The sequence below is a fragment of the Microbacterium sp. LjRoot205 genome (assembly GCF_056175745.1).
On sequence record NZ_JBGFFH010000002.1, the window covers coordinates 319,822 to 331,792 of the forward strand.

11 protein-coding genes are annotated in these 11,971 nt (G+C 66.9%); 6 read left to right on the top strand and 5 right to left on the bottom strand.

Annotated elements, in window-relative coordinates; genetic code table 11:
• Positions 1–6 precede the first annotated feature (6 nt).
• The 3 genes from AC04ME_RS07335 to tkt are packed head-to-tail and all read right to left on the bottom strand — an operon-like array spanning position 7 to position 4,816.
• The gene (locus tag AC04ME_RS07335; RefSeq protein WP_475434325.1) at positions 7–1,614 is read right to left on the bottom strand and encodes a glucose-6-phosphate isomerase; all 1,608 of its coding nucleotides are present in this window, start codon (positions 1,612–1,614) and stop codon (positions 7–9) included.
• Complete coding sequence (tal, locus tag AC04ME_RS07340) at positions 1,611–2,723, bottom strand: transaldolase (RefSeq protein WP_042537591.1); 1,113 nt, start codon at positions 2,721–2,723, stop codon at positions 1,611–1,613. The genes AC04ME_RS07335 and tal overlap by 4 nt, the downstream gene beginning before the upstream one ends.
• Positions 2,720–4,816, bottom strand: coding sequence for a transketolase (tkt, locus tag AC04ME_RS07345; RefSeq protein WP_042537773.1), 2,097 nt, complete (start codon positions 4,814–4,816; stop codon positions 2,720–2,722). The genes tal and tkt overlap by 4 nt, the downstream gene beginning before the upstream one ends.
• Before the next feature lie 360 nt (positions 4,817–5,176).
• On the opposite strand from tkt, the gene AC04ME_RS07350 reads away from it, so the two are divergent.
• The gene (locus AC04ME_RS07350; protein ID WP_376708833.1) at positions 5,177–6,091 is read left to right on the top strand and encodes a heme o synthase; all 915 of its coding nucleotides are present in this window, start codon (positions 5,177–5,179) and stop codon (positions 6,089–6,091) included.
• Here AC04ME_RS07350 and AC04ME_RS07355 read toward each other — a convergent pair.
• Together AC04ME_RS07355 and AC04ME_RS07360 are read right to left on the bottom strand one after the other, a co-directional pair.
• On the bottom strand, positions 6,037–6,477 hold the full coding sequence (locus AC04ME_RS07355; protein WP_475434327.1) for a hypothetical protein: 441 nt from the start codon (positions 6,475–6,477) through the stop codon (positions 6,037–6,039). The two genes, AC04ME_RS07350 and AC04ME_RS07355, sit on opposite strands and share 55 nt — an antisense overlap.
• 99 nt (positions 6,478–6,576) lie before the next feature.
• Positions 6,577–7,680 carry a COX15/CtaA family protein gene (locus tag AC04ME_RS07360; RefSeq protein ID WP_475434329.1) on the bottom strand — a complete coding sequence of 368 codons (1,104 nt, stop codon included), beginning with the start codon at positions 7,678–7,680 and terminating at the stop codon, positions 6,577–6,579.
• Between the two features lie 232 nt (positions 7,681–7,912).
• On the opposite strand from AC04ME_RS07360, the gene sufB reads away from it, so the two are divergent.
• From sufB to AC04ME_RS07385, 5 genes are read left to right on the top strand one after another with little or no spacing between them, the layout of a single operon-like run.
• Positions 7,913–9,331 (top strand): Fe-S cluster assembly protein SufB, encoded by a 1,419-nt coding sequence (gene sufB / locus AC04ME_RS07365; RefSeq protein WP_042537589.1) that lies wholly within the window; start codon positions 7,913–7,915, stop codon positions 9,329–9,331.
• Positions 9,332–10,537 carry a Fe-S cluster assembly protein SufD gene (sufD, locus tag AC04ME_RS07370; protein WP_042537587.1) on the top strand — a complete coding sequence of 402 codons (1,206 nt, stop codon included), beginning with the start codon at positions 9,332–9,334 and terminating at the stop codon, positions 10,535–10,537. It begins immediately after the preceding gene.
• Entirely contained in the window at positions 10,534–10,860 is a 327-nt protein-coding gene (locus tag AC04ME_RS07375; RefSeq protein WP_042537584.1) for a non-heme iron oxygenase ferredoxin subunit, read from the top strand. The genes sufD and AC04ME_RS07375 overlap by 4 nt, the downstream gene beginning before the upstream one ends.
• Positions 10,861–11,631 (top strand): Fe-S cluster assembly ATPase SufC, encoded by a 771-nt coding sequence (gene sufC / locus AC04ME_RS07380; RefSeq protein ID WP_042537582.1) that lies wholly within the window; start codon positions 10,861–10,863, stop codon positions 11,629–11,631.
• Between the two features lie 10 nt (positions 11,632–11,641).
• Positions 11,642–11,971: a metal-sulfur cluster assembly factor gene (locus tag AC04ME_RS07385; RefSeq protein WP_042537580.1), complete on the top strand. Its 330-nt coding sequence runs from the start codon at positions 11,642–11,644 to the stop codon at positions 11,969–11,971.

The window sequence follows — 11,971 nt, forward strand, 5'->3', positions numbered from 1 at the left end:
TGGCTGTTACTTCTGTGCGGCTTCGAAGAGGGTGAGGACGTCGGCCGACGAATCGGTGATCGTCAGGGAGACGACCGGGCGGCCGTGCTCGGCCAGGACGCCGGCATCGCCGGCCGCCTGTGCCTCGATGAGCTGGCCGAACGTGAACGGTCGCTCGGGGATCTCGAGATCGACGTCGGTGCGCTCCAGGATCTGCAGGAACACGCCCTGCGCCGGTCCGCCCTTGTGATACTGGCCGGTGGAGTGCAGGAACCGGGGTCCCCAACCGAAAGTCGTCGGCCGACCGGAGTCCGCGGCGACGAGCTCGCGGAGCCCCTGCAGCTGCGGGACGTCGAGCCGGTTGACGTATGCCTGGATCGACACGTATCCATCTTCCGGCAGTGCCGCCCACAGCGCGTCGAGCACGCCCTCGACGGTTCCGGACGCCGCGAGAGCGGGGTCGGATACGCGAACCTCGACGCCGTTCTCGACGAATGCGGGAGCGGTTGGCGCGGGACGGGCGTCGAGCAGGCCGCGAGCCGCCACCTTGGCGGACTCGACGTCGGGCTGGTCGAAGGGGTTGATGCCGAGCAGGTAGCCCGCGATCGCCGTCGCGTACTCCCACACGACGAGCTGAGCGCCCAGCGATCCGCTGACCAGGATCTCGCCCTCGTGCCGTTCGCGGAGGTGGAACTCGTTCGCGTCGTCGACCAGACGCACGATCTGCAGGTCCGACGGCTTCGCGTCGAGCTCGGGCGACACAGGCAGGAGGACGACGGGCAGGATGCCGGTGCTGTCCTTGCCGGTGGATTCGGCGATGAGCTGCTCGATCCAGTCGGGCAGGCCGTTGATGTGCGTGCCGTCGGTGATCAGACCCAGCTTGTCGCGGCGAGGCGACGTGGCGGAGATCGCGGCAGCGAGCCGCAGAGCCGGGTTGTCGGCGGAGTCGATCGCGACCTCGAGGAGCGAGGCGTCGGCCTCGTTCAGGAGCTCGTCGATGTCGGCTCCGGCGAGCCCGGACGGGACGAGACCGAAGGCGGTGAGCGCCGAGTAGCGTCCTCCGACGTTCGGGTCGGCGTTGAAGACGCGGTACCCCGCCTCGCGAGCCGAGACATCGAGCGGCGAGCCCGGGTCGGTGACCACGATGATGCGCTCGAGCGGATCGATGCCCACGTCGCGGAACGCGGCTTCGAACGTGCGACGCTGCGAGTCGGTCTCGACGGTCGAGCCCGACTTCGACGACACCACGAGTGCGGTGTTCTGCAGGCCCTCGTCGAGCGCGGCGAGCACCTGGCCGGGGGCGGTCGAGTCGAGGATCGTCAGCGGGACACYGGCGGTCTGGGCGATCACCTCGGGGGCGAGCGACGATCCGCCCATGCCCGCGAGCACGACGCGCGTCACGCCTTTCGCCTGCAGGTCGGCGCGCAGGGCGGYGATCTCGGCGACCAGGGGCCGCGAGACGGACACCGCCTCGACCCACCCCAGGCGGATCGACGCCTCCGATTCGGCTGCCGGGCCCCACAGGGCCGCGTCGCCGCCGGTCACACGCGAGGCGACGAGGTCGTGGACGAGAGCGGGGACCGTCTCGTCGATCGCGACCCGAGCCGCGCCGGAGGCGTGGATCGCAAAGGTCATCGCTGCGCCTCGAGGCCCTCGGCCACCTGCGTCAGCAGGTCGTGCCACGAGTCGATGAACTTGGCGACGCCCTCGTCCTCGAGCACCTGGGTCACGTCGGTGAAGTCGATTCCCAGAGCCTCGAGGCCGGCGAACACCGCTCGCGCGTCCTCGTAGCCACCGGTGATGGTGTCACCGGTGACGACGCCGTGGTCGAAGGTCGCTTCGAGCGTCTTCTCGGGCATCGTGTTGACGACGTCCTTCGCGACGAGCTCGGTGACATACAGAGTGTCGGGCAGCGCCGGATCCTTGACACCGGTCGAGGCCCAGAGCGGACGCTGAGTATTCGCGCCGAGCTTGATGAGGTCCTGCGCGCGCTTCTCGGCGAACTTCTGCTCGTAGAGCTCGTAGGCGAGACGCGCGTTCGCGAGTCCGGCCTTGCTCTTGAGCGCCTCGGCCTCGTCGGTGCCGATCGCCGAGAGGCGCTTGTCGGTCTCGGTGTCGACGCGCGAGACGAAGAACGAGGCGACGGAGTGGATGCTCGACAGATCGAAGTCGGCGCTGTGCGCGCGCTCGAGTCCGGTCAGGTAGGCGTCGATGACCTCGGCGTAGCGCTCGAGGCTGAAGATCAGGGTGACGTTGACGCTGATGCCCGCCGCGATCGCCTCGGTGATGGCCGGCAGGCCCGCCTTCGTAGCGGGGATCTTCACGAGCAGGTTCGGGCGGTCGACCTTGGCCCAGAGCTTCTTGGCCTGCTCGACGGTGCCCTCGGTGTCATGTGCGAGGTCGGGGGAGACCTCGATCGAGACGCGGCCGTCGACGTGACCCGACTTCTCCCACACGGGGCGGAAGATGTCGAGCGCGGCGGCGACGTCCTGCGTCGTCGCGGCGAAGACGGCTTCTTCGGCCGTCGCGCCGGACGCAGCGAGCTCGGTGACCTGTGCGTCGTACGAGGTGTTGTTCTTGTCGGTGATCGCGTTGGCGAAGATCGTCGGGTTGGTCGTGACGCCGACGACGTTGCGGGTCTCGATCAGCTCGGCGAGGTTGCCGGAGGAGATGCGGGTGCGTGACAGGTCGTCGAGCCAGATGCTGACACCGGCTGCTGCGAGGTCTGCGGTGGGGGTGCTCATGCGTTCTCCTTGATGGTCTCGCGTGCGGCCGCGATGACGGCCTCGGTGGTGATGCCGAACTTCTGGAACAGGGTCTTGTAGTCGGCGGAGGCGCCGAAGTGGTCGATGCCGACCGAGCGGCCCCGGTCGCCCACGATGCCGCGCCAGCTGAGCACGGAACCCGCCTCGACCGAGACACGCGCCGTGACGGCCTTCGGCAGGACCGACTCGCGGTATGCCTCGTCCTGCTCCTCGAACCATTCCAGGGACGGAGCGGAGACGACGCGCACGTTGACGCCCTCCTCGGCGAGTGCCGCGCGGGCGTCGACGGCGAGCTGCACCTCGGAGCCCGTCGCGATGATGATCACGTCGGGGGTGCCGTTCGGAGCCTCGGCGAGCACATAGGCGCCCTTCGCGACGCCGTCGGTCGATGCGAAGACATCTCCCTCCGCTGTGCCCTGTCCGCGCTCGAACACCGGGATGTTCTGTCGGGTCAGGGCGATGCCGGCCGGGCCCTCATGCCGACGGAGGATCTCGAGCCATGCGGCTGAGGTCTCGTTGGCGTCGGCAGGGCGCACCAGGGTGAAGTTCGGGATGGCGCGCAGCGTCGCGATCTGCTCGATCGGCTGGTGCGTGGGCCCGTCTTCGCCGAGTGCGACGGAGTCGTGCGTCCAGACGAAGATGCTGGGGACGTTCATGAGGGCGGCCAGACGCACCGGCGGGCGCATGTAGTCGCTGAAGATCAGGAACGTGCCACCGAAGGCGCGAGTCGGACCATGCAGCACGATGCCGTTGACGATCGCGCCCATGGCATGCTCGCGGATGCCGAAGTGCAGCACACGGCCGTAGGGGTCGCCCGACCACTCGTGCGTCGACCACTCGGCGGGGATGAAGGACTTGGAGTCCTTGATCGTGGTGAGGTTCGATTCGGCGAGGTCGGCCGAGCCGCCCCAGAGCTCGGGAAGCTCGGCGGCGAGGGCGTTGATGACCTGCCCTGACGCCGCGCGGGTCGAGACGTCCTTGCCGCTCTCGAACACGGGGAGCGCCGAGGCGATGTCGGCCGGCAGCTCCTTGGCCTCGAGGCGGTCGAGGAGGGCCTTGCGCTCGGGGTTCGCGGCGGCCCACGCATCGAACGACTGCTGCCATGCGGCACGGCTCTCGGCGGCACGCTCTGCCAGGCCGCGTGTGCGGGCGAGGACGTCGTCGGCGATCGCGAAGTGCTCGTCGGCGTCGAATCCGAGGACCTTCTTGGTCGCGGCGAGCTCGTCGCCACCCAGTGCCGATCCGTGGATCTTGCCGGAGTTCTGCTTGCCCGGCGACGGCCAGCCGATGATCGTCTTCAGGATGATGAGCGACGGCTTGGAGGTCTCGCCCTTGGCGGCCTCGATGGCGGCATGGAGCTCGGCGACGTCTTCGACGTACTCGCCCGACTTCTTCCAATCGACGGTCTGTACCTGCCAGCCGTAGGCCTCGTAGCGCTTCGCGACGTCTTCAGTGAAGGCGACGTTCGTGTCGTCCTCGATCGAGATCTGGTTGGAGTCGTAGATCGCGATGAGGTTGCCGAGCTCCTGGTGGCCCGCGAGCGAGGACGCTTCGCTGGTGACGCCCTCCTGGAGGTCGCCGTCGCCGGCGATCACGTAGACGAAGTGGTCGAACGGGCTGGTGCCCGCGGCCGCCTCGGGGTCGAAGAGACCGCGCTCGTAGCGAGCGGCGTAGGCGAAGCCCACCGCGGAGGCGAGTCCCTGGCCGAGCGGGCCGGTGGTGATCTCGACGCCCTTGGTGTGGCCGTACTCGGGGTGCCCGGGGGTGAGCGAGCCCCAGGTGCGCAGCGCCTTGAGGTCGTCGAGCTCGAGGCCGAAGCCGCCCAGGTAGAGCTGCACGTACTGGGTGAGGGAGGAGTGTCCGACCGAGAGGATGAAGCGGTCGCGGCCGAGCCAGTCGGTGTCGGTCGGGTCGTGACGCAGCACCCGCTGGTAGAGGAGATACGCGGCCGGAGCCAGGCTCATCGCGGTGCCGGGGTGGCCGTTGCCGACCTTCTCCACGGCATCCGCAGCCAGAAGACGCGCGGTGTCCACCGCGCGTCGGTCGATCTCATCCCACTGCAATTCCGACACTGTGAAGCCCTTCTGCAACTGTTCGAGAGCGCCCGGATTGCACGATCGCAGTCCGCAACGCTACGGAAGGGTGTGTGATGTGCGCTGGGCGCGCGAGTCATTTCAGCATAGCGCCGAGGTCCGACCCATTACCCCCCTTTACAACGCTCCGCCCTTCCAGTAATTCCATGGATCTGTGGTGGCTTCTGCAGCACGGTGGGACTGGGGATCATCGTTCCTGGAACGCGATTCCGTGACGGCCGCGTGAGGCGGACGCAGAGCGTGAACCGGGGCTGACGCCCGGACGGCGGGCGAGCCCATCGTCCCGCGTGCTCTAGACTGGGGAACGCTGTCGTGACGCGTGTGGAGGAGGCGATCGAGATCTCGACGATGTCTGATCAGACCGTTGTGAAGAAGTCCATCGGTCGCACCGTGAAGGCGTACGTCGCCCTCACCAAGCCGCGCGTCCTCGAACTGCTGCTGGTGTCGACCGTCCCGGTGATGTTCCTCGCCCAGGGCGGACTGCCCGACATGTGGCTGGTCCTCGCCACCGTCATCGGCGGATCGTTGAGCGCGGGCTCCGCCGCGGCGTTCAACATGTACCTCGATCGCGACATCGACGCCCACATGCACCGCACCGAGAATCGTCCTCTCGTGACGGGAGAGATCACGCCTCGCGGCGCGCTCATCTTCTCGTGGACCCTGGCCGTGGTCTCGACCGTGTGGCTGTGGTACACCACGAACTGGCTGGCGGCCACGCTGTCGGCATCCGCGATCTTCTTCTACGTCGTGATCTACACGATGATCCTCAAGCGCCGCACCGAACAGAACATCATCTGGGGCGGTATCGCCGGATGCTTCCCGGTTCTCATCGGCTGGGCGGCTGTCACCGGTTCGCTCGACTGGCCGGCGCTCATCCTCTTCGCGCTCATCTTCCTCTGGACTCCGCCGCACTACTGGCCGCTCTCCATGAAGTACAAGGACGACTACGAAGACGTCGACGTGCCCATGCTCGGTGTGACCCGCAACGCCTCGCAGGTCGGTCTCCAGGTCATCCTGTATGCCTGGGCGACCATCGCCTGCTCGCTGCTGCTGATCCCGATCGCGAACATGGGCCTCGTCTACACCGTCTCCGCCCTCGTGTTCGGAGGGTGGTTCATCTATGAATCGCACCGTCTGTACAACCAGGCGGTGCGGGGGAACGAGGCGCGGCCGATGCGCGTCTTCCACGCCTCGATCACCTACTTGACGCTGATCTTCGTCGCCGTCGCCGTCGACCCGCTGCTGCCGTTCTGAGCCTCGTCGTCCTCGGCGATCTGCTCGGCATCCGCGTGGGCCGGGCTGTTCTCGACCATCGTGGTCTCGTCGTCGGCGGCGTCTGATTCGGTGTCGCCGTCGATCGGCTCGACGACGACGGGAGCGGGGGAGGGCAGAAGCGCCTGCACGGCGCTCAGCGCCACCGCGACGAGGATTCCGATGACGCCCGCGCCCAGAAGTGCGGCGCCGACGACGACGAGCGACTGCCCGACGTAGACCTCGATGCCGGTGGCCGTCCCGTCGAGCAGAGTGCTCGTCATGGTGCCGATCTGACCGGCGATGAGCCACCCGCCCACACCAGCCGAGGCGAGCGAGAGCACGAGGAGGAGCCAGAAGCCGATGCTGCGTGTCAGTGACTTTTTCATGTCGGCCACGATGCACGACCAACTGATGAGCCTCTGATGCCTCAGCTGTGCATCCACTGTGCCGAGGGCTCGGAGCGCGCCGACCTCACGGCGGGTTCGTCACTCCCTGGGCGCGACGGGCTTCTTCAGATGCAGCACCACGACCGTGTACGTCGCCGCCGAGAGCGACGCGAGCACCATGTGGATGCCGACGAGCAGGGGAGGGAGGCCCTCACGCGCCTGCCAGATGCCGACACCGACCTGCACGAGGATCGCGAGCACGAGCACGAGCAACCACTTGCGGGGATCGAGCCGCAGCACCCATGCGGAGATCGTGAGCGTGGCGACGAGCGCGGCGAGGATGTATCCGGGCCAGGCGTGGACGTGCGCCAGCACGGTGGCGTCGAACCCGTGACGGAGCACGTCGGCATCACCAGAATGCGGGCCCGAACCGGTGGTGAGCACACCGAAGACGATCGTGACGGCGAGAGCCAGGCCCGTGACGTGGCTCAGGATCGCGAACCACTTCGGGACCGCGCGCTCCCTCGGACCCGGCTGCCCGTACAGGCGCACCAGGAACGCCGCGGTGACGCACACCAGCAGCAGGGAGGAGACGTAGTGGAACCCGACGATGAGGGGGTTCAGGCCGGTGAGCACGGTGATGCCGCCGACGAGCGCCTGTGCGACGACTCCGAGCAGGACGATCCAGGCGAGGACGACGAGATCACGACGGTCCGTCGTCAGACGGAAGGATCGCACCATCGCCGCGATCACGGCGATCAGCAGAGCGCCCATGGCGAACGGAGTCGCGGGAAGCGAGAACAGCGACACGATCACGAAGGTGATGACGGCCGCGAGAATGCCGGCGCCCGCGAAACGCAGGGCGGAGAAGACCAGCAGTCGGCCGCCGACACGCGCGAGCACGAGCAGCAGGACGGCGAGGGCGATGATGCCGACGACGCCCGTCATGACGCGGTTGCCGAACTCGATGATGCCGTGGATGCCCTGATCGGCATATATCGGCACGAGCGACTCGGGGGTGCAGAGCGGCCATTCCGAGCACCCGAGGCCGGAGCCCGTGAGGCGCACTGCGCCGCCGGTGCCGATGATGATCGTCTGAGCCAGGAAGGACAGCCAGGCGAACACGCGGAGAGCTCGTCCCCAGAGGATCGCATGAGCCGAGGCCGGTGCGTTCACGGGGGAGGAGATCGAGGGCTGGGGCATAAGTCTTCTCCGAACCGCCCGGACACGGCGGGCGGCCCTGTCTTCAGGCGGAACCTGTAGAATCGGATTGTTGTGATGAGCGCTTACCGCGCTGAAGCATCACTAACAGTTTAGGCGCGATGGATGCGCCGGTGATGAGGGCCCACCAACGGCACCCGCTCCCGCAGACTCGACGGGGATCAGGTGTGTCGGGGCGGATGACACCGTTTGGGACCTGTGAGGAGAGTGTGTGATGTCGGATGTGCTGATCGACCGCCCGGAGCTTGACGGCCTGGGGGTGTACGAATTCGGATGGCATGACGAAGATGCCGCCGGAGCCATCGCCAAGCGTGGAATCTCCGAAGAGGTGGTTCGCGGGATCTCGGCGCTCAAGCACGAGCCCGAATGGATGCTGAAGACCCGTCTCAAGGGTTATCAGCTCTTCGGACGCAAGCCGATGCCGACGTGGGGTGCAGACCTCAGCGAGATCGACTTCGACAACATCAAGTACTTCGTGCGCTCCACGGAGAAGCAGGCGCAGTCCTGGGAGGACCTCCCCGCGGAGATCCGCGAGACCTACGAGCGCCTCGGCATCCCCGAGGCCGAGCGCCAGCGCCTCGTCGCGGGCGTCGCCGCTCAGTACGAGTCCGAGGTCGTCTACCACCAGATCCGCGAGGACCTGGAGGAGCAGGGTGTCATCTTCATGGACACCGACACCGCTCTGCGCGAGCACCCCGAGTTCTTCGAGGAGTACTTCGGCTCGGTGATCCCGGCCGGTGACAACAAGTTCGCCGCCCTGAACACCGCCGTGTGGTCCGGAGGCTCGTTCGTCTACGTCCCCAAGGGCGTGCACGTCGAGATCCCGCTCCAGGCCTACTTCCGCATCAACACCGAGAACATGGGTCAGTTCGAGCGGACGCTGATCATCGCCGACGAGGACAGCTACGTCCACTACATCGAGGGCTGCACGGCTCCGATCTACAAGTCGGACTCGTTGCACTCGGCCGTGGTCGAGATCATCGTGAAGAAGAACGCCCGCGTTCGGTACACGACGATCCAGAACTGGTCGAACAACGTCTACAACCTCGTCACCAAGCGTGCGGTCGCGCACGAAGGCGCGACGATGGAATGGGTCGACGGCAACATCGGCTCCAAGGTGACGATGAAGTACCCGTCGATCTACCTGATGGGCGAGCACGCCAAGGGCGAGACGCTCTCGGTCGCCTTCGCAGGCCCGGGGCAGCACCAGGACGCCGGCGCGAAGATGATCCACATGGCGCCGTACACCCAGTCGTCGATCGTGTCGAAGTCGATCGCCCGTGGTGGCGGTCGTGCGGGATACCGCGGCGAGGTCCGAGTGGACGCCAACGCGCACCACTCCGCGAACACCGTGCGCTGCGACGCCCTGCTGGTCGACACCAAATCGCGCTCCGACACATATCCCGCGATCGACATCCGTGTGGACGACGTGCAGCTCGGCCACGAGGCGACAGTCTCGAAGGTCAGTGAGGAGCAGCTCTTCTACCTGCAGTCTCGCGGCATGCCCGAGGACGAGGCGATGGCGATGATCGTGCGCGGCTTCATCGAGCCGATCGCACGGGAACTGCCCATGGAGTACGCGATGGAACTGAACAAGCTCATCGAAATGGGCATGGAAGGATCGGTCGGCTAAATGGCGGCCTCGACGACAGCGCCCAGCGAGGCGCAGCACACGAACGCGCACATCGACCCCGCAGCACAGGTCTCCTCCGCCGGATTCGTCCCGGTGCAGACCCGCTCGGAGCGCCCCCACTCCTTCGACCCGGATGACTTCGGTGCTCCCACCGGTCGCGAGGTCAACTGGAAGCACACCCCGGTCGCCAAGCTCTCGCCTCTCTTCGAGGTCGCGGGCGCGGGCGACGGCGTGAGCTACTCCTTCAACTCGGGAGAGCAGTACGTGTCGGCGCCGCTGGCCGCCGGCGACGCACCGCGCGGGGAGGTCTTCCTTGCGGAGGACATCACCGCCGCGATCGCGTGGCAGGGCGCAACCGAAGCGCTCCACATCCGCATCCCGCGTGAAGAAGAGGTCGCTGAGCCGGTCTTCCTCGCGATCGACGGACTCGGTGCAGACCGACGGGCCGACGCCCACATCGTGATCGAGGCGCTCGAGCACAGCTCCGCAACCGTCGTGCTCCAGCACACGGGCGCGGCGCAGTACTCGCAGAACGTCGAGATCATCGTGCGTGACGGAGCGAAGCTCACCGTCATCAGCCTGCAGCAGTGGCAGGACGAGGCCGTGCACACGTCCGCTCACCAGGCTCGCGTCGACGCGGATGCCACGCTCAAGCACTTCGTCATCAGCTTCGGCGGCGGCGTCGTCCGTGTGAACCCGAGCGTCGAGCTCGCGGGTGCGGGCTCGGAGGGATACCTCTACGGCCTCTCGTATGCCGACGCAGGCCAGCACCTCGAGAGCCAGGTCTTCCTGCACCACAAGGGGCCGCACACCAAGGGCGACGTCCTCTACAAGGGTGCGCTCCAGGGCCAGGGCGCGCACAGCGTCTGGATCGGCGACGTGCTGATCGGCGCCGACGCGAACGGCACCGACTCGTACGAGGCGAACCGCAACCTGGTGCTCACCGAGGGCGCTCGCGCCGACTCGATCCCGAACCTGGAGATCGAGACCGGAGACATCCTCGGCGCGGGCCACGCCAGCGCCACCGGTCGTTTCGACGACGAGCAGCTGTTCTACCTGCAGGCCCGAGGGATCAGCGAAGAGGAAGCGCGCCGCCTCGTCGTGCTCGGCTTCCTCACCGACATCGTCCAGCGTCTGGGGATCCCCGCGCTGGAGGCCGAGCTTCTCGCCGCGATCGAGACGGAGCTCGCCGAGGTGAACGCATGACCGCAGAGCGCGTCTGCGGCGTCGCCGAGCTCGAGCAGGACATGCCGCTGCGTGTCGAGCCGAACGGCGTGCCGATCACCGTCATCAAGGACTCCGAAGGCGTCATCCACGCCATCGGAGACACCTGCACCCACGGTGACATCTCACTCTCCGAGGGCTTCGTCGAAGGAGAGACAGTGGAATGCTGGGCCCACGGCTCCGCGTTCTCGCTGCTCACCGGCAAGCCCCAGAATCTCCCTGCTTATGAGCCCGTTCCGGTCTACGTCGTCGAGATCGACGGCGACGACGTGCTCATCGACCCGACTGTGACGAAGGAAGTCTGAATGTCTGTTCTCGAAATCCGCGACCTCTACGTGACGGTCGAGACCGAGGCGGGAATCACCCCGATCCTCAACGGAATCACCCTCACGATGAACACGGGTGAGACGCACGCGATCATGGGCCCCAACGGCTCAGGCAAGTCGACGCTCGCCTACACGATCGCCGGTCACCCGAAGTACACGGTGGCGTCCGGCTCGATCACGTTCGACGGCCAGGACGTCCTCGCGATGAGCGTCGACGAGCGAGCTCGTGCGGGACTCTTCCTCGCGATGCAGTACCCGGTCGAGATCCCCGGCGTGACGGTGACGAACTTCCTCCGCACTGCCAAGACCGCGATCGACGGCGAGGCGCCGGCGATCCGCGGGTGGACGAAGGACGTCAAGACGGCCATGTCCAACCTCCGTATGGACCCGAAGTTCGCCCAGCGCAACGTCAACGAGGGCTTCTCCGGCGGCGAGAAGAAGCGTCACGAGATCCTTCAGCTCGAGGTGCTCAAGCCCAAGTTCGCCGTCCTCGACGAGACCGACTCCGGCCTCGACGTCGACGCGCTGAAGATCGTCTCCGAGGGCGTCAACCGCGCCAAGGAGGCCACGGGTCTCGGCGTGCTGCTGATCACGCACTACACCCGCATCCTCCGCTACATCCGCCCTGACTTCGTGCACGTGATCGTTGCGGGCAAGATCGTCGAAGAGGGCGGCCCGGAGCTCGCCGACCGGCTCGAGGACGAGGGATACGACCGTTTCCTCGACCCCGCAGCCCCGATCGAGGCGTAGGCTGATTGGCATGACAGCCACCCTCACCGACGAGAAGTACGACGAGGTCACCGAGGCTCTCAAAGACGTCATGGACCCGGAACTCGGGATCAACGTCGTCGACCTCGGCCTCATCTACGATCTTGCGTGGGATGACGAGAACGATGCTCTCGTCATCCACATGACGCTCACCAGCGCAGGCTGCCCGTTGACCGACGTGCTCGAGGACCAGACCGCTCAGGCTCTGGACAGCGTCGTCGATCGCTTCCGCATCAACTGGGTGTGGATGCCGCCGTGGGGCCCGGAGAAGATCACGGACGACGGGCGCGACATGATGCGCGCTCTCGGCTTCGCCATCTGA